Raw genomic sequence first — 18072 nt, 5'->3', positions numbered from 1 at the left:
CGTCAATTTAAAGCTGAACTAAACTGGTTTTAATTAAAAAATAGTGGGGGGAGATGGCTTACAATACAATAAAGAAGCTAACTTTGCCCGAACCTTTAAAAACAGGAATTGCTTTTATGTATAAGACATAAAGAACAGATTTTTTTAGGTTGAAGTGATATACAGTACAATGGAAAAAAACGAATTTTTAGAAGCATATGTTTTTAATGGCTTAGAGCCAATTGAGGTTGCCAACGCCACAGAAGGCATAACTTATTTTTCAGAATCAGATTTTGGGACGGTTTTAGAGCGTGCGGAGCATTATGGCTTAAGTATTTATACTATTGAAGCACGTTTAGACGCTGAGGTTTTTGATACCTTAAGTCATGACAAAGCAAAAAAGAAAGCAACAGATCCTAAATGGTACACCCAAGCGTTGGTTCATTTTAAAAAGCGCCAATCGGACTTGGTTTACGGGGCAACCTATAAAGTGTCTCAAAAACTATTAGATCGTAATAGCGATGCAGAAGCGCTATAATTAGAACTGCTAATTGTAAATTTAAAAGAAATCCTGAGCGTTGAGCTTGGGATTTTTTTTGCGTTTTAATGGCAAGGAGAAGATGAAGTGTTTTTGACAGGAATGAAGATGTTATATCGCGTTTTATTTCCGCTGCTAAGCCGGTGAAAAAATAGGGTTTTAATGGGGTTGAGGATTTCAAAAAATATAATTCAAACTATTCTCTGAATTAACTACATTTGCATTCGCAAAAATCTGTGTCGGCTATTCTTTTAAAATCGAAAGGAAACGCAGGTACAGAAATGATAATTTTATTAATAAAGTTCCCGCATCTATGGGAATGAAAATATATTTTCGATGAAAGCAGGAATCGTAGGATTACCAAACGTAGGAAAATCAACCTTATTTAACTGTTTATCTAATGCTAAAGCGCAGAGTGCCAACTTTCCGTTTTGTACGATTGAACCTAATATTGGGGTGGTGAATGTACCAGACCCAAGATTAGAGAAATTAGAAGAATTAGTAAAGCCAGAGCGTGTTTTGCCAGCAACTGTAGAGATTGTAGATATCGCAGGTTTGGTAAAAGGAGCGTCTAAAGGTGAAGGTTTAGGAAATCAGTTCTTAGCGAACATCCGAGAAACTGATGCTATTCTACATGTATTACGTTGTTTTAATGACGATAATATTGTTCATGTTGATGGTTCTGTAGATCCTATTAGAGATAAGGAAACCATTGATATGGAATTACAGTTGAAAGATTTAGATACTGTAGAAAAGAAATTAGATAAAGTAAAGCGTGCTGCTAAAACCGGGAATAAAGAAGCCCAGAAAGAAGAAGCTATACTGCTTAAGATTAAAGAAAATTTAGAAGCAGGGGTTTCTGTAAGAGCTTTAGAATTTACGGAAGAAGATTACGAAGAATTTGTAAAACCATCACAGTTTATTACCGATAAGCCTGTAATGTATGTTTGTAACGTTGATGAAAGTGCTGCAAATACAGGTAACGCTTACGTAGAGCAAGTGCGTGAGGCGGTTAAAGACGAAAATGCTGAGGTTTTAGTCTTGGCTGTTGGTACAGAAGCTGATATTAATGAATTAGATGACTACGAAGAGCGTCAAATGTTTTTAGCAGATATTGGTCTTGATGAGCCAGGTTCGGCAAAATTAATTCGTTCAGCCTACAAGTTACTTAATCAGCAAACTTATTTTACGGCTGGTGTTAAAGAAGTACGCGCATGGACAGTAAATGTTGGCGCTACAGGCCCACAAGCTGCTGGTGTTATTCATACGGATTTTGAAAAAGGATTTATTAGAGCTGAGGTTATCGCTTACGAAGATTACGTAACTTACGGTAGTGAAGCCAAAGTAAAAGAAGCTGGAAAAATGCGTGTAGAAGGAAAAAATTATATTGTTAAGGATGGTGATGTGATGCATTTCTTATTTAATGTATAATCGTCGTAAATCATAGTAATTTTTACGATATTAATAAAAAGCCAGTGTTCTCAACAACATTGGCTTTTTTGTTAATTATTTTAGCATTTGATTATTTCATTTTTTAAGGTATAATCTTATATTAGCCTTTCATCTTAATACTTACCTCACTTTATGTCAGAACAGACGAATTATACTGAAGATAACATACGCTCACTCGATTGGAAAGAACACATCCGAATGCGACCTGGTATGTATATCGGAAAGTTGGGTGATGGCTCATCTCCCGATGACGGAATTTATATTCTTCTTAAAGAAGTTTTAGACAACTCTATTGACGAGTATGTTATGGGCGCTGGTAAAACCATTGAAATCTCTATTCATGGCGAGCGCGTTATTGTACGCGATTACGGTCGTGGGATTCCTTTAGGGAAAGTGGTAGACGTGGTGTCTAAGATGAATACAGGTGGGAAATACGATTCTAAAGCCTTTAAAAAATCGGTTGGACTAAATGGTGTAGGTACAAAAGCCGTTAATGCCCTGTCCTCTTATTTTAGAGTAGAGTCTACCCGAGATAGTAAATCGGCTTCTGCCGAATTTGAGCAAGGGAATCTTATCAATCAAGAATTGTTAGAAGATACCTCGCGTAGAAAAGGAACTAAAGTCTCTTTTATTCCTGATGATCTTATCTTCAAAAATTACAAATACCGTAATGAGTATGTGGTTAAGATGCTTAAAAACTATGTGTACCTAAATCCAGGGTTAACCATAGTCTTTAACGGTGAAAAATTCTACAGTGAAAACGGATTAAAAGATTTACTTGCTGAAAATATTAAAGCAGACGATATGCTGTATCCTATCATTCACCTAAAAGGGGATGATATTGAAATAGCCATGACGCATAGTAAAACCCAATACAGCGAGGAATACCATTCTTTTGTTAATGGGCAGAATACCACACAAGGAGGAACGCATTTAGCGGCCTTTAGAGAAGCGATCGTTAAAACTGTACGTGAGTTTTACGGTAAAAACTACGAGGCTTCAGATATTAGAAAATCGGTGGTGACGGCTATTGCCATTAAGGTTATGGAACCGGTTTTTGAGAGTCAGACCAAAACAAAATTAGGATCTACAGATATGGGAGGCGAATTGCCAACCGTACGTACCTACATTAATGATTTTGTTAAACGCTATTTTGATAATTACCTCCATAAGAATCCTGATACAGCCGAAAAACTGCAACGTAAAATTCTTCAAGCAGAACGTGAGCGTAAAGAATTATCAGGTATTAGAAAATTAGCGAAAGACAGAGCGAAGAAAGCCAGTCTTCATAATAAAAAATTACGCGATTGCCGTGTACACTTTGGGGATACTAAAAACGATCGTAATCTAGAAACCACGCTGTTTATTACCGAGGGAGATTCAGCATCAGGTAGTATTACCAAATCACGTGATGTAAATACCCAGGCGGTATTCAGTCTAAAGGGGAAACCGTTAAACTGCTATGGTTTAAGTAAAAAGATCGTTTACGAGAACGAAGAGTTTAATTTGCTTCAAGCCGCCTTAAACATAGAAGAGTCCTTAGAAGATTTAAGATATAACAATGTGGTGATTGCTACCGATGCCGATGTCGATGGGATGCACATCCGTTTACTGCTAATCACATTTTTCCTTCAGTTTTTTCCGGAGGTTATCAAAGAAGGGCATTTGTATATTTTACAAACCCCGCTTTTTAGAGTTCGAAATAAAAAAGAAACCATTTACTGTTATTCCGAAGACGAAAGACGTGACGCTATTGAGAAATTAAAGCCTAAGCCAGAAATTACTCGATTTAAGGGGTTAGGGGAGATCTCTCCAGATGAATTTGTACACTTTATTGGTGAAGATATTCGTCTAGACCCTGTGATGTTAGATAAAGAAATGCCTATTGAAGATTTATTGGCGTTCTACATGGGGAAAAATACACCAACCCGTCAAGAATTTATTATAGATAATCTGAAAGTTGAATTGGATGTTGTTGAAGATACGTTATGAGAACAGATAATAGGGAAATAAAAAACACCATAATTTCTATCTACTTTATTATTGTTGTTTTGGCCGTGCTTTTGGCCACTGTATTTAGGTCGTTTCGTTTGGTAGAGGGCAGTTCGCTTTATGTCTTGTTAGGCTTATTGCTTGCTGTAGTTATCGTTCATTTTGTAGCCCGCTTTTTTGAATATGATAGCGATGGTGCCAATGTGATTATTACCAATAGCGGCTTAATTTTAACTGATTATTTTAACTATAGAGAAAATAAAGTTGAGGTTGCAAGAAACCAACTGACCGGTTATAGGATTGTAAACTACTATTTTTATAAGAGCTTAATTGTTTATGTAACAAGTAGTAGCGGTAAGGTTTCAAAGGAACGCTTTAACATCACGCTTCTTAAACGTAAGAAGGTACGCTATGTAAGGCAATCTCTAAAAAAGATTATTAAGGAAAATAAAATGCATAAATTAGACTAGTGAGATGGCAGAAGAACATGACGAATTTATAAATGAGGATAACGGTAGTCAAGAAACCATTACCAAGGTTACCGGAATGTATAAAGAGTGGTTTTTAGACTATGCTTCCTACGTAATTTTAGAACGAGCGGTTCCGGCAATTGAAGATGGGTTTAAACCTGTGCAACGCCGTATTATGCATTCTATGAAAGACTTAGACGATGGGCGTTACAATAAAGTCGCTAATATCGTTGGTCATACCATGCAATATCACCCCCATGGTGATGCCAGTATTGCAGATGCTATGGTGCAGATCGGTCAAAAAGATTTACTAATTGACACTCAAGGAAACTGGGGTAATATCCTGACCGGAGATCGTGCTGCAGCGTCTCGTTATATTGAAGCCCGCCTTTCTAAGTTTGCTTTAGATGTGGTGTACAATCCAAAAATCACAGAATGGCAAGCCTCTTATGATGGTCGTCGTAAAGAGCCTATTAATTTGCCAGTTATGTTCCCATTATTGTTAGCGCAAGGTGGAGAAGGGATTGCTGTAGGTTTGTCTACCAAAATTTTACCGCATAACTTTATAGAGCTTATAGACGCTTCTGTAAAGCATTTAAAAGGAAAACGTTTTACAATTCTTCCAGATTTTCCAACGGCCGGAATTGCAGATTTTTCAAATTATAATGATGGAATGCGTGGCGGTAAGGTTAGAGTTCGTGCTTTAATCTCGCAACGTGACAAAAACACCTTAGTCATTACCGAAATTCCTTACGGAACCACCACATCATCGCTGATAGACTCTATTCTTAAAGCCAATGATAAAGGGAAAATAAAAATTAAGAAAATTGAAGATAATACCGCCGCAAAGGTTGAGATTTTAATTCACCTTCCTGCTGGTTTGTCTCCAGATAAAACTATCGATGCGCTCTATGCCTTTACAAGTTGCGAAACGTCTATTTCGCCTTTAGGTTGTGTTATTGAAGACAACAAGCCTTACTTTGTTGGGGTGACAGAAATGCTACGTAGATCTACGGATAATACGGTTCAGCTTCTAAAAAGTGAGTTAGAAATAAAGCTTGGTGAGTTTCAAGAGCAATGGCATTTTGCATCTTTAGAACGTATTTTTATCGATAAGCGTATTTACCGTGATATTGAAGAGGAAGAAACTTGGGATGGCGTTATTGAGGCTATTGATAGAGGGTTACAACCTCATATAAAACACCTAAAGCGTGCTATTACGGTTGAAGATATTACCCGTTTAACAGAGATACGAATTAAGCGTATTTCTAAATTCGATATTGATAAAGCCCAACAAAAAATTGATGCTTTAGAAGCGCAAATCGCTGAAGTAAAACATCACTTAGCGCACTTAACCGATTATGCTATAGCCTATTTTGAACGTTTAAAAAAGGAATACGGCGAAGGTAAAGAGCGTAAAACAGAAATCAGAATTTTTGATGATGTTGATGCGACTAAGGTGGTTATCAGAAACACAAAACTCTATGTCAATAGAGCAGAAGGCTTTGTAGGGACCGCACTAAAACGCGACGAGTATGTTTGCGATTGTAGTGATATTGATGATATCATTGTCTTTACCAAACAAGGGACGATGATGGTCACCAAGGTGGATTCTAAGACCTTTATTGGTAAAAATATCATTCATGTAGCGGTCTTTAAGAAAAAAGACAAGCGCACCATTTATAATATGATTTATCGCGATGGAAAAACAGGCCCATCGTATGTAAAACGTTTCGCGGTTACTAGTATGACCAGAGATCGTGAGTACGATTTAACGAACGGCTCTAAAGGATCAGCCTTATGGTATTTCTCAGCCAATCCTAATGGTGAAGCCGAAGTGGTGACTATTATGTTGCGCCAGGTAGGAAGTATTAAAAAGTTGAAGTGGGATTTAGATTTTGCAGATGTGCTTATAAAAGGACGTGCGTCTAAAGGAAACACGGTTACTAAATACGCTATTAAGCGCGTAGAACTTAAAGAGAAAGGCGTTTCTACACTAAAACCACGCAAAATTTGGTTTGATGATACGGTAAGACGTCTTAATGTTGATGGACGTGGCGATTTAATTGGAGAATTTAGAGGTGAAGATCGTCTGTTAATTATCAATCAGTCGGGTGTGGTAAAAACGATTGTTCCAGAATTAACCGCGCATTTTGATAATGATATGATTGTGATGGAGAAGTGGATTCCTGAAAAACCAATTTCTGCCATTTATTTTGAAGGTGAAAAAGAGCGCTATTACGTTAAGCGTTTTGTGGTGGAGCATGAAGGCCGAGAAGAGTCTTTTATCTCAGACCATGCCAACTCGCAATTAGAGATTGTTTCTACGGATTGGCGTCCGGTGGCAGATGTAGAATTCACCAAAGAACGCGGAAAAGAGCGTAAGCCTAATATGGAAGTTGATCTTGAAGAATTTATTGCGGTAAAAGGGATTACAGCCTTAGGAAATCAGCTAAGTAGAGATAAAATAAATCAGATTAGTTTGTTAGATCCTTTACCTCATGAGGCCTCAGAAGCGGAAGCTGAAACGGAAGACCATGATGGTGACGGTGAAGCGTCTAAAGCTTCTCAAGAGGAAGGAGCTGATGCACATTCGGATGAGGATGATAAAGACCAGCCGACCTTATTTTAATACTGAAAAGTGATAAGCATCGTGTTTTGATTTTGCCATAGGGAATGTTGTTTTTAAATCAATCCTAGTCCTAAAAGCGAAATTCAAAACGCGATTTTTTTTATGTTGATTTATGGTTTGACCAAAGAAATTAAACCCAATCAGAATCTTCTAAAGTAAAGATGGCGCTAATTTCGACATCAAAGATCTGCGCCAATCTTAATGCTAAAACTGTTGACGGCACATATTTTCCTAATTCCATAGCATTAATAGTTTGTCTACTCACTTTAGCTAATTTAGCTAATTCAGCTTGCGTGATATTCTTTTTTGCTCTTTCAACCTTTATACTATTCTTCATAATGAGCTGATTTTTTAAGTTTAGAAATTTGCCAATTAAATCGGACTATAAAAAAGAGGAGCATTGTAAACATATTGAATATCATAACCCATAAAAAGGAAAAATCGAAAATAAACAAAAAGGAAAATAAAAGCAGTCCGTAATTAAAATAGACGGCCCAAACCAAGGACTCTAATCGTATTTTCGCTATAAATTCATCCTCTAACTTTTCTTTAGAAAACGCGACGAATAAAGCACTAATAATAACTAAAATTCCCAGAACCTCATTGAGGATATTGTTTTTGACAAGCCCGAATAGTTTGCTATCCGTTACAAAATCACCTATAAAAATAGCCGGAACGTTAAAATCTAAAATACTGGGTTCGTATTCATATATAAGGGATAACAAACCAAAAATTGCAGATGGAAGGAGTATAAGCCAACCGATTTTTTTAAACGCGTGGGGGAATAAAAAATTCACTGTCATAATACATTATTTTAGAAGGTATTAAAAGTAAAACAAATAATACTATTTGACAAGTTAACTTTACATTTAGTAAAATGAATAATACATGTGAAATTCGGAATTCTGTGTTTCCAGATCTAATCGACTTACAAAAATCCTTTAAGATTTTCTATTTAGTTTTTATTGGTTAATTTAGTTATTTAACAACCTATTTTATTATTTAAATAGGTTGCCGCACACTGAAAAAAATACAAATGAAACATAGAATACTGATTTTACTGCTGATCTTATTACCAATAATCGGTTTCAGTCAGAATACTAATGAGAATGTCTTATATGTCGTAGATTCAATTCCTATTATTGAAGAACCTAAAGAAGGGTTTGATGTATTAACAGCAGATGAAATTGATAATGTTGTTGTCGTAAAAGACAAAAAGGTTATGCAATCCTCGGGTTACAAAGATTTAGATGGAATAGTCTATGTTTTTACAAAAGCATATGTTAAAAGACCTGACAGTATAAAAGCAATTCCAACAACCAAATTAATGACCAAAACTAACGGAACTTGGTTTTTAGACAATAATTCAACACCCTATTCAGGGAAATTTATTGACTATTATCTCACAGGAACGAAACAAGGTGAGGGGATTATGTTTAATGGGAAATTAAAGGGGAAACGCCAGCTCTATTACTTAAATGGAATTAAATCTGACGAAATTGAATACGCTAACGGAATTTCAAACGGACTTGAGCAAAGGTTTTATGAGGATGGGACTTTAATGCAGCAAGGAACGTTTAGGAACGGAAAAGAAATTGGAGTTTGGGAAATGTACCATCCAAACGGACAATTAAAGCAACAGACTACATTTAACGAAAATGGAGAAATGGACGGTGAATCTGTTTCGTATTATTCAACGGGAGAAGTGAAAGGTAAAAACGTTTACAAAAATGGAGTGTATCAAAAAGATAAAGTCAACGACAAGCTTTTTAAACTTTACAACCAATCACAAGAACTGTATCATCAAGCCAATTATAAAGGGGCAATCAAAAAGTTAGACAAAGCTTTGGATTTGGACTCCAATTGGGCTGAAGGCTATTTTGCGAGAGGGACTATGAAATTAAACGATTTTCAGTTTGAGGAGGCTATTAAGGATTTTAATAAAACCCTTGAAATTGAACCTTATTTTACAAAGGCGTATTCTAATCGTGCTTTTGCTCATATACGAAAACAGGAACTTGGAAATGGTCGTACCTTATCAGAATCAAAAGACCTCCAAATAATGGCGTCAAAGGATGTTGAAATTCCACAGTCGGAATTAGACAAAATTTGTGCAGATTTGAAAAAAGCAGTGGCGCTTGGAGATGACAATATGATGGTTTTAGAAGCTTTAGAAAAATATTGTAAAGAATAAGATTAGTTGTCAAAAACCATCTAACACCATATAAAACAAGTGTATCAAATGATTAAAGAATTGAAAAACAGCTGTGTTATAATATTTTGTTGTCTTGTGACTTGCGGAATGAATGCGCAGTCAGAAAAAGATGCAGTAAAAGCGGATTGGAATACTTTAATTGTTGGAAAGTGGGTGAACAAAATAAACCGCACTTTAGATGGGAAAGTGTATAACGGATTGAAGTGTAGAGGTACGATTCAGTATTTATCAAACGGAACCTATAGTTCCAAGCAATGTGTTTGGAATGAAACAGGGAAGTGGAGATTTTCAGATAATAAAGATGCAATCATTCATTTTGAAATTAATAACGCCTATTGGAAAAAGGAATTAGGAACTGAAGATCTGGGCGAAAGTCGTGCCCAAATTATATCGTTATCTGAAACGGAATTTGTAACCGTGTTATTCGATGAAGAACTAGGGGAGGTTCATCAATATTATGTCCGACGCGATTAAAATTCAACATGACCCTCTAGCTAACGCTGATCATAGTCTTGATTTTTAGCGTTTTTTTTTCTGCAAATATTAGGTACGCTTCTCGCCTTTGCATAAGCATTTTATAGACATGGTCTTCTCAAAATCTACTCCAGAGAAAATTTAATAGCGCACTTTTAAAAGCGGGCGATGTCTTCTTTCGACTACTTGAAACGCATAGATTTGGTCCTGTTAGTTTTAAACGTTTAGAATGTCTTGTTAAAGCGAATTTTTACATTTAATTATTCTATTGCAACTTAGTTGCAATAAAAATAAAATGCCTAACTTTGTTTCGTATGAAAAAGAACAGTCAAACTAGGCGTAATTTTATAAAAAGCACATCGTTGGCGGTTTCGGCTATGGCTTTTTCAAGCGCATTAAAGGCTTTTAAATCATTAGAAGATATGAAGGAAAATCAACAATTCGACGTCGTAATCATTGGAGGTAGTTATGCAGGCTTATCGGCTGCAATGACCTTAGGGCGGTCATTAAGGTCGGTGCTCATTATTGATGGTGGGAATCCATGCAATAAACAAACTCCACATTCACATAACTTTCTAACCCAAGATGGAGCAACCCCAAAAGAGATTGCTGAAGTAGCAAAAGCACAAGTTTTAAACTACCCAAGTGTTAACTTCCTGAATGATTTGGTGGTTTCAGTTCGTAAAATGGATTTTGGTTTTGAGGTTTCAACACAAGCTTTAAAGTCTGTAAAGGCGAAAAAGTTACTTTTTGCGACAGGAGTTAAAGATATAATGCCCAATTTAAAAGGATTTTCGGAATGCTGGGGGATTAGTGTTTTGCATTGTCCGTATTGCCATGGTTATGAGGTTGCTCATAAAAATTTAGGAATAATTGCCAAAGGCGATACGGCTTTTGATCTGTGTATGCTTATTCAGCATTGGGCTGGCGATTTAACCTTATTTACCAATGGGCCTTCAGAATTGACTCTACAACAATTGAATAGCATTGAAAAACTCCATATTAAAGTTGTAGAAGAAAAAATAGCAGCACTTCATCACACTCAAGGGAAAATAGACAGCATCGCTTTTGAGGATGGGGCAAAGAAAGCTATTGAGGCGGTGTTTTCAAGAGTTCCTTTTGAGCAACATTGTAAACTGCCCATAGAATTGGGTTGTGATATAACCGATACGGGCCATATCCAAGTCGATTTTTTTCAAAAAACAAATATAGCTGGTCTGTTTTGTGCTGGTGATAATACAACGCCGTTCAGAACGGTTTCTTCAGCGACATCTGCCGGTACCAAAGCGGGAGCTTTTATTAATATGGAGTTATTGCAAGAAGCCCTTCCGAAGTAATCAGATATCTCTCCATCCTACGTATTTAACCGTTGCGCACTCTGATTTTTATATTGAATTTATTAAGTGGCTAAAATCTAAAAATGACAACATAGAATTAAAGGTGTTTCCTTCTGATCATATCATGAACCATAAAATTCAAGAAGTTTATGGATTTAAATACCGAAAAATGGTGAAGAAAACGCTTTAGAAACGTCGAATAACAGGTGAAGTGTATCATGGCCTGTACTTTGAGAAGGGAATATTCCTTCGGAATTTCCTCATATACAATTCTTTTTCCCTAAATTACTCCCTTAACCAACACAACGTATCATAAACCAAGCGTTGTAGATCATTAAAACCCATCTATGAAAAAGACAATTTTACTCGTCACTTGCCTATTATCAATCTTCAGCGTTTACTCACAAGTCAATATTGGACGAAAAAGAGGTCTGGGGAATTTATATGTTGTAGAGCATAAGGATAAGTTGTACGATGTTATAGGGAAAACTACAACTTACTTTGTGGTGCCAGAAACTCTAGATTTTGACGAGACCAAAAAGACCATTGAAGAAATTTGGACCTTCAACACTATTAAATTTATCTCTGAAAAAGATTATGAAAGCGGAGATTTCATTGCTACAGATAATTCTATCATCAAATTTCAGGATAAGAATTATATCAAAACAAAAGAAACCATGGGTTTAAACGATAAACGAATGGTTGGTGTTGTTGATCTGTATAAATTTCAAATGTTTTATTTCAAAGAAGTCACCAAAAAAAATAATGGAAAAATTAAAAAAGATATAGGGCAGATTGCAGAAATCATATTTACGCCAAATACCTATTATAGGTTTTTAGCCAATAAGGTAGAGGATACCGGCGACTTTAAAGTAGGGTATGTAAAGAAGTCAACTCCATTTGGAACTTCGCTAGAAGACGTTAAGATGGAAACTACAGATGATGGTAATAGCTATAAGTTGCTTCTAGATCCAGAATCGTACAATTTTAACCTCGGTTATATTAAAAATTATTTTCAAATTTTGAATAACAAATTAATAGCGCGTCAAAGTTTAAAAATAAGAGATGACATCAAAGATAAAGACAAATTAAAAGTCCTTAAATCGAAAACACTTTATGCGCCACATTGGTTGTTAAAAAAATATAGCACCATAAAATTAAAAGTAACTGGAATTTTAAAACCTGAAGAATTATTTGAGGATTACAAATACAAATTTCAAATTCTTTCTAATGAGGAATTAAATTCAAAAATTTTAAACAAAGAAGATTTTTACTATTTGATGCATACCACTTATAATGGAGAGAAGGTGGTTTCTATTATTAATAGTCTGTCAGGGGAAATAATCTACTCCACAGTGGATAATTCTAGTGATCTTATTGAAGCATCAGATTTAAAAACGATAAGTAAATTAATCAAATAATACCAATTTGTAATATCTTGTAAAAATAATTGCAAATTAAAGCATGTTGCGGGTTTGTAACGTTTGGTTTTTCTCGGAAAATCCTACTGTGCAAACCCGTATTACGTCTTAAACAAAGCTGTTGCTTGTCATTTAAATAAAATAACTGTGAGATGAATTTTACAACCCTTATTCTTAATGTTTTATGTCTTAGTGTCGCTATGAGTACATCTCCTAAGCTTCAGACGACCAATGATAGTCTTGATATAAAATTTAAAAATTCATATTATGTTAAACAGGCTACGGACAGCGTAAAGCCTAATAAAAGTAAGTTTCATGTCGTGATTAAAGGGGCTGAAGATTACGATATTGTTCTAACTAAGGTGCAAAAAGAGACTTATGAGGTGGCAAAACAAATTAAAACCACTCAAGTATTAGATAAAACGATAAAGCCCTCTCAAGTAAATTTTACTGAAGACTGTTATACCGTTTCAACTGGTGTTAAGACGATACAAAACTGCTTATCGGATGATGAGCAACTCCATAGTATAGCTTATCTCGGATTCATTAAAAAATTAAATAGCGTTGTTGTTACTGAAGATTGGTTTGAATCAACCACTTCAAATTTATTGATTAATTTAGATGATGGAGCAAGGTCTTACATCTCGGGCGATACGCTTATTTTTTCTCCAAATCTAAAATTTATTTATAGTTATGCGCATGACGGTATTGATTTCGATGGCATGTCATTACATTATATAAAAGATAAAAAAGCAAAGCCTATTCTTGTAACCGATTATGATATGCAAGACAAATACAAAGTTGATTTTAGCGCTTTGGGTGATGTCTATTGGGATTCGGACACAAGTTTCCTCGCTAACACTGACAATGACTATTACAGATTTAAGATTCAAGATAAGCATGTAGCTTATCGTAACTCGCGAGAAGCAACAATTATTCATTCTGAAAATAAAAAGTTTATCATTAAAGTAGATCAATTAAAGGACGGCACGCTAAGGTATATGTCTTGGAATAAACCGAACAGCACTAAGGATAAGCCTGATTTGGTTTTGTATAACGGTGAGAAAGAAGAACAACATAAATACGGTTCCGGATTTGATTATAGATTTGAAAACGGGGCGTATCTTTATATTATTGAAGATAACGTAGAAACAACAAGTGCTAAACGTTTAATGCTGAGGCTTTATAAGGCTAATGAAGAAATACTCTATACGAGTTTATCAAATTTGAAGGAATTGAATAAGGCAAAATAAACGGAGCTATAGAGCGTCACGTAAGTTGTTTTTTGGGTTCTTATTTGGTTTTTAGTTCCATTTACGCCTAATCTACAAGGGCTAATCCGATCACAATCCTTGTATGTAACTATAAAAAAGATGAGAATACCAATACTATTAATTCTATTTTTTACAAGCTTTTTAAGTGCTCAAGGAAATTCTGAAAAAGCAAAAGAATTTCTAACCGTACTAAATTCAGATCAGGTAATCGATGACTATTATGAGAAATACAAGCATAAAATATTAGAGGCTACAGATTTAGTTTTTAAAGAGCATAATTTAGATATTTCAGATAGCACTCTGCTGAAAGCGTATAATAAATCCATAGAGAAAAACTTTGAATTTTATCGTAAAGAGGCAAAAGAAACAACCTTACGTATATACACTAATTATGAAAAGGAGAGGTTAGAAAGGTTTATAGCGCTGGCTAAAACCGAACCGGATTTTAATAAAGTTCTTGTTGAAACTAATTATTCTATAATTGTTGAAAATATCATAAACGAACATGCAGACTATGTTTTACACGATATTCCATTTATAATTAGAGGATTAAAAGCGCTTTCTGAACCTTTAAAATTAAGATTAGTTATTGATAAGGACACGATATCAGACCTAGCGCAAACGGATTTTAATCTTGAGCTGATAACAAGAAACCCTAACTACAAAAGAATCCAAATTCTAAATAGAGACAATTTCGAAATTACCCTACCTAAAGATCTCGACTATGCAGATTTAGATTATATTATTCTAACTTATAATAATGAGCCGTATGATTTTTTTAAAGATCATTTTGAAAATCTGCCAAAAGAATTAAGAGCAATTTTAAGTGATGAAGATAAAGAATTGCACAATCCGATTTCGCAGTATTGTTTTGAAAAACTCTTGTTTTGGGAAATAGTCATTGATAGTGACCCTAAAAACAATTCTGATTACGAAATGATAAAAAGGAGTGGGGATTTCACCAAGGGGATAATTAGTTTTAAGACGCGGGTGACCTCTATTGGAAGACTAAAATAATAGGATATAACAAGATTACAGAAAAGTGTAGAGTTCAAAGTATGGCTTTTCAATTCCTTTTACAGACAATCATATAAAATTACACATGGGAATATTTGATAAATTATTTGGTAAAAAATATCCAAGTTTTCAAACAGAAGGGCTTTCGCAAAATTCTGAACAATTGATGGATTCTCAAATGTTTTGGGAAATGATATCAATATCAAAGGCGAATAGTTCTGGGGATTATGAGCAACAACAGTTAGAACTTAAAAAAGAATTACTAAAACGAAATGCAACCGATATTCTTGAATTCGACAATAAATTCAGAACATTAAGAGGGGAGATTTATGATTGGAATTTTTGGGCTGCGGCTTACATTATAAATGGAGGTTGCTCAGATGATTGTTTTTCCGATTTTAGAGGTTGGTTAATTGGACAAGGAAAAGCGGTTTTTGAAAGTGCCATTCAAAATGTTGAAAATTTAGCGGAACTAAAGGATACTAATGATGGCGATTGGGAAGGTTTAAGTTATGTCCCGTCTGAAGCTTATGAGCAAAAAATCGGAAAGGATCTTCCGGCAGGGATTCGTGAAAATTTTGAAATAACAGGAGAGGAGTGGAGCGAGGATGGTGATGATTTAAAAAACAAATTTCCTAAGCTGTGGGAGAAATTTGGTTTAGAGTAAGTTGTAGTCATTCCGGGATGTGATGATCCCTTTGGTTCAGATTTAAACTTATAGTCCTGTAGAACGTTCATGTATTTGATTCCTTTTTACTAAATTAGTTGATCAGCAACATTGCTAAGGATTTAATGAATGTCGCAATCAAAAAATATAAAAATAGTAAACCAATCGTCTTATGGATAAAGCACTAAAAACAATGATTGATAATATGCCTGAAAAAACAGGTAAATCCTTAGCGGAATGGAAAATTCTCTTAAAAGAAAAGGCTTTCGCTAAACATTCAGAAGCGGTTAATTATCTGAAAACCGAGTATAAGGTGACACACGGATTTGCAAATACCATTGTAACACTTTCCAAAGACGAACAGCATACATCAGAAGACCTTGTTGAAAACCAGTATAAGGGAAAAGAAAGTCTAATTCCTATTTATAACGCACTCATAAGTTTTGTAAAGTCCTTAGGTGAAGATATTAGCATTACGCCAAAAAAAGGCAGTGTAAGTATTATAAGAAAACGACAATTTATTTTAATTAAGCCAGCCACTAAAACAAGAATTGATTTAGGATTTAAATTAAAAGATAAGCCCACCACAGAGCGACTTGAAAATTCTGGACCTTTTGGTGCTATGTGTACGCATAGAGTGCGCTTATCAAATCTGGAAGAAGTGAATGAGGAATTAAAAAGTTGGATTAGGGAAGCGTATGAGAAATCTATATAAACTTGTAGCAATAAAAAAAGTGCTATAATATCAGAGCGGCATAAGCAGGGCGCGTTGTGGCTTTAAAAACTAAATAAAAATTGAAATACCCCTTAATCTATGTAATCTGAATAGCCGTTTCTTGTTCAGATAAGATTAAATTTATAAGGTGAAAAGCGGAGCGATTTTATCTTAAATCTCTTATTTTGGATGAAAATTAAAATCAACAATTTTTAATGTCTATATTCACCTATCATCTTGTTAGGCTACCATATCACTTGGCGCTAAAAGGATTAATTGCTTCTCCAATACACAAAAAGACCAAAGGCCTTATTCATTCAGAATATATGACAGCGATGACTTTAGGTTCTCCAATAATCTCAAGGTCACGATTTCTTATACAGCAAGTTGCTATTTTTGCGCAATGGGAAAACGAGGCTGCTTTTGAAACTTACCTCGAAACCGAAAAATTTGGTCAAACCCTAGCTAAAGGTTGGCATGTGCGCTTAGCCTTTATGCGCGAATGGGGAAAAATAAGCGGCTATAAAATTCCGATGCAAAAAGCAGAATTAGACAACGAATCGTCTCCTGTGGTTGCGGTTACCATTGCGAGAATGAAACCTTTAGCGATTCCAAGATTTTTGCGCTGGGGAAGACCTGTAGAGAAATTAGTGAGAGACCATTCCGGAACCTTAATGTCACTCGCTTCAATTCGTTGGCCTAATACCGTATCGACGTTTTCAATTTGGAAGACTGAAAAAGAAATGACCAATATGGTTCATGGACACAGTGCGATGCCAAAACCGAAAAGACATGCAGACGCCATGAAAGAACGAGCACGCAAAGATTTTCATTTTGAATTTACAACTTTGCGTTTTAAGCCTGTTTCTGAATTTGGATTTTGGAACGGAAAAGAAAATTACATCCCAAATCTTAAAAACAAATAAATTAACCAATGGGAATTGCTGCTTTCAAACAAAACCTTCAAGATTGGATTACGCAACAATGGGTCATTCTATTCGGAAAGAGAATCCAACCAGAAGATGAGCCTTGGTTATTGGGACCTTTTGGAGATAGCAACGGAATAGGTCTAAGGTTTATTAAGCAGTTAGCACAGCACGAAGGCTTAATTATGGATAAGAAACAAATTGATAAAGGTTTACTGAATTCCATTGGTCAACTCCATTTAACAGAATCAGCGTTAAAACACTTATCTAAAGATGTTATTGACTTTTACGAAAATACCAGTAATTATAAGTTTGATTTAAAAGTAAAATGGAATCCGCTCTTTAAAGTATTTGGATATGTCTTAAAATTTTTATTCAGTAATCGGATTGAGCAGTTAAACATTCCGATGAATAACACCAAAGCTTCAAGCGTTTTAAGTAGTGAGATCATTCATTTGTTAGACAAAAATAACAAGGCCGTAAAACGAACCATTTGGTTAAGGACATTTAAGGCTTCCGGGCAAGTAGTGTATTCTGGCATTTATGAAGTTTGTACAATTCCCAACGGACAGCCGTGTATAAAAGCTATTTTTCCTTTGCCTAACGGAAGTGCCACGGTAATCTTAGAACCCAAGGTTGGTAAAAACGGTGAACTTATTTTAAATTCCTCAGGACAAACCATTGGAGATCCTGGTTTTTATTTTCTGCTGAAAGACGCCAAGGGAAACTTATGGACAAAATTTATCAAATCGTTTAAAGATAAACTCGTGGTCAGTTCTGAATATGAAAATGTAAAGGCGGTACAAACCTTAACACTTTGGAATTTAAAAGTGTTAGAATTTCAATACGCCATAAAGAAAATAAATTGCGACGCTAAAACGCAAGGGTAAATTAAAGTGGATGGCTTCAGAAATAAAAACGCAGTAAGTTTTCTTAACTCCCTTTAAAAAAGAAATCGGTTTC

At 35.2% G+C, this 18072-nt stretch carries 16 protein-coding genes; 15 read left to right on the top strand and 1 reads right to left on the bottom strand.

What is annotated here, in order from left to right; genetic code table 11:
• The first annotated feature begins 169 nt into the window (after window positions 1-169).
• From ACFQ13_RS02975 to ACFQ13_RS02955, 5 genes are all read left to right on the top strand, one after another.
• Window positions 170-517, top strand: a complete 348-nt coding sequence (locus ACFQ13_RS02975; RefSeq protein ID WP_386113832.1) for a hypothetical protein — start codon at window positions 170-172, stop codon at window positions 515-517.
• Window positions 518-853: 336 nt separating this feature from the next.
• Window positions 854-1948, top strand: a complete 1095-nt coding sequence (gene ychF / locus ACFQ13_RS02970) for a redox-regulated ATPase YchF (RefSeq protein WP_114310367.1) — start codon at window positions 854-856, stop codon at window positions 1946-1948.
• A 153-nt stretch (window positions 1949-2101) separates the two neighbouring features.
• Window positions 2102-3961: a DNA topoisomerase IV subunit B gene (locus ACFQ13_RS02965; RefSeq protein ID WP_114310366.1), complete on the top strand. Its 1860-nt coding sequence runs from the start codon at window positions 2102-2104 to the stop codon at window positions 3959-3961.
• Entirely contained in the window at window positions 3958-4431 is a 474-nt protein-coding gene (locus ACFQ13_RS02960) for a hypothetical protein (RefSeq protein ID WP_114310365.1), read from the top strand. Before ACFQ13_RS02965 ends, ACFQ13_RS02960 begins: the two co-directional genes overlap by 4 nt.
• Before the next feature lie 4 nt (window positions 4432-4435).
• A complete protein-coding gene (locus ACFQ13_RS02955; protein ID WP_386113828.1) occupies window positions 4436-7063 on the top strand; it encodes a DNA gyrase/topoisomerase IV subunit A in 2628 nt (875 codons plus the stop codon).
• 130 nt (window positions 7064-7193) lie between these two features.
• Here ACFQ13_RS02955 and ACFQ13_RS02950 read toward each other — a convergent pair whose 3' ends face one another.
• Window positions 7194-7400, bottom strand: a complete 207-nt coding sequence (locus ACFQ13_RS02950) for a helix-turn-helix transcriptional regulator (protein ID WP_386113825.1) — start codon at window positions 7398-7400, stop codon at window positions 7194-7196.
• A gap of 699 nt (window positions 7401-8099) precedes the next feature.
• On the opposite strand from ACFQ13_RS02950, the gene ACFQ13_RS02945 reads away from it, so the two are divergent.
• The 10 genes from ACFQ13_RS02945 (at window position 8100) to ACFQ13_RS02900 (ending at window position 17999) form a co-directional block, all read left to right on the top strand.
• Window positions 8100-9257, top strand: coding sequence for a hypothetical protein (locus ACFQ13_RS02945; RefSeq protein ID WP_386113823.1), 1158 nt, complete (start codon window positions 8100-8102; stop codon window positions 9255-9257).
• 48 nt (window positions 9258-9305) lie between these two features.
• Window positions 9306-9752 (top strand): hypothetical protein, encoded by a 447-nt coding sequence (locus ACFQ13_RS02940; RefSeq protein ID WP_386113821.1) that lies wholly within the window; start codon window positions 9306-9308, stop codon window positions 9750-9752.
• 314 nt (window positions 9753-10066) lie between these two features.
• Window positions 10067-11089: an NAD(P)/FAD-dependent oxidoreductase gene (locus ACFQ13_RS02935; RefSeq protein ID WP_386113820.1), complete on the top strand. Its 1023-nt coding sequence runs from the start codon at window positions 10067-10069 to the stop codon at window positions 11087-11089.
• Window positions 11090-11436: 347 nt separating this feature from the next.
• Complete coding sequence (locus ACFQ13_RS02930; RefSeq protein WP_386113818.1) at window positions 11437-12510, top strand: hypothetical protein; 1074 nt, start codon at window positions 11437-11439, stop codon at window positions 12508-12510.
• A 152-nt stretch (window positions 12511-12662) separates the two neighbouring features.
• Window positions 12663-13763 (top strand): hypothetical protein, encoded by a 1101-nt coding sequence (locus ACFQ13_RS02925; RefSeq protein WP_386113816.1) that lies wholly within the window; start codon window positions 12663-12665, stop codon window positions 13761-13763.
• Between the two features lie 120 nt (window positions 13764-13883).
• A complete protein-coding gene (locus ACFQ13_RS02920) occupies window positions 13884-14801 on the top strand; it encodes a hypothetical protein (RefSeq protein ID WP_386113814.1) in 918 nt (305 codons plus the stop codon).
• An 85-nt stretch (window positions 14802-14886) separates the two neighbouring features.
• Entirely contained in the window at window positions 14887-15468 is a 582-nt protein-coding gene (locus tag ACFQ13_RS02915; protein WP_386113812.1) for a DUF4240 domain-containing protein, read from the top strand.
• 172 nt (window positions 15469-15640) lie between these two features.
• Window positions 15641-16183 carry a DUF4287 domain-containing protein gene (locus ACFQ13_RS02910; protein ID WP_386113810.1) on the top strand — a complete coding sequence of 181 codons (543 nt, stop codon included), beginning with the start codon at window positions 15641-15643 and terminating at the stop codon, window positions 16181-16183.
• A gap of 215 nt (window positions 16184-16398) precedes the next feature.
• Window positions 16399-17109 carry a hypothetical protein gene (locus ACFQ13_RS02905; RefSeq protein WP_386113808.1) on the top strand — a complete coding sequence of 237 codons (711 nt, stop codon included), beginning with the start codon at window positions 16399-16401 and terminating at the stop codon, window positions 17107-17109.
• An 8-nt stretch (window positions 17110-17117) separates the two neighbouring features.
• Complete coding sequence (locus ACFQ13_RS02900) at window positions 17118-17999, top strand: hypothetical protein (RefSeq protein WP_386113806.1); 882 nt, start codon at window positions 17118-17120, stop codon at window positions 17997-17999.
• Window positions 18000-18072: the final 73 nt, after the last annotated feature.

Origin of the sequence: Winogradskyella rapida (assembly GCF_042675845.1) — a bacterium.
GTDB classification, from domain to species: Bacteria; Bacteroidota; Bacteroidia; order Flavobacteriales; family Flavobacteriaceae; genus Winogradskyella; species Winogradskyella rapida.
This window is presented reverse-complemented; position numbering and strand designations above follow the sequence as displayed.

Bases quoted from the DNA above. Each gene is read 5' to 3' on its own strand.
- ychF (WP_114310367.1), top strand. From the start codon at position 854: ATGAAAGCAGGAATCGTAGGATTACCAAACGTAGGAAAATCAACCTTA.
- ACFQ13_RS02920 (WP_386113814.1), top strand. From the start codon at position 13,884: ATGAGAATACCAATACTATTAATTCTATTTTTTACAAGCTTTTTAAGT.
- ACFQ13_RS02975 (WP_386113832.1), top strand. From the start codon at position 170: ATGGAAAAAAACGAATTTTTAGAAGCATATGTTTTTAATGGCTTAGAG.
- ACFQ13_RS02965 (WP_114310366.1), top strand. From the start codon at position 2,102: ATGTCAGAACAGACGAATTATACTGAAGATAACATACGCTCACTCGAT.
- ACFQ13_RS02940 (WP_386113821.1), top strand. From the start codon at position 9,306: ATGATTAAAGAATTGAAAAACAGCTGTGTTATAATATTTTGTTGTCTT.
- ACFQ13_RS02935 (WP_386113820.1), top strand. From the start codon at position 10,067: ATGAAAAAGAACAGTCAAACTAGGCGTAATTTTATAAAAAGCACATCG.
- ACFQ13_RS02930 (WP_386113818.1), top strand. From the start codon at position 11,437: ATGAAAAAGACAATTTTACTCGTCACTTGCCTATTATCAATCTTCAGC.
- ACFQ13_RS02955 (WP_386113828.1), top strand. From the start codon at position 4,436: ATGGCAGAAGAACATGACGAATTTATAAATGAGGATAACGGTAGTCAA.
- ACFQ13_RS02900 (WP_386113806.1), top strand. From the start codon at position 17,118: ATGGGAATTGCTGCTTTCAAACAAAACCTTCAAGATTGGATTACGCAA.
- ACFQ13_RS02960 (WP_114310365.1), top strand. From the start codon at position 3,958: ATGAGAACAGATAATAGGGAAATAAAAAACACCATAATTTCTATCTAC.
- ACFQ13_RS02910 (WP_386113810.1), top strand. From the start codon at position 15,641: ATGGATAAAGCACTAAAAACAATGATTGATAATATGCCTGAAAAAACA.
- ACFQ13_RS02915 (WP_386113812.1), top strand. From the start codon at position 14,887: ATGGGAATATTTGATAAATTATTTGGTAAAAAATATCCAAGTTTTCAA.
- ACFQ13_RS02945 (WP_386113823.1), top strand. From the start codon at position 8,100: ATGAAACATAGAATACTGATTTTACTGCTGATCTTATTACCAATAATC.
- ACFQ13_RS02950 (WP_386113825.1), bottom strand. From the start codon at position 7,400: ATGAAGAATAGTATAAAGGTTGAAAGAGCAAAAAAGAATATCACGCAA.
- ACFQ13_RS02905 (WP_386113808.1), top strand. From the start codon at position 16,399: ATGTCTATATTCACCTATCATCTTGTTAGGCTACCATATCACTTGGCG.
- ACFQ13_RS02925 (WP_386113816.1), top strand. From the start codon at position 12,663: ATGAATTTTACAACCCTTATTCTTAATGTTTTATGTCTTAGTGTCGCT.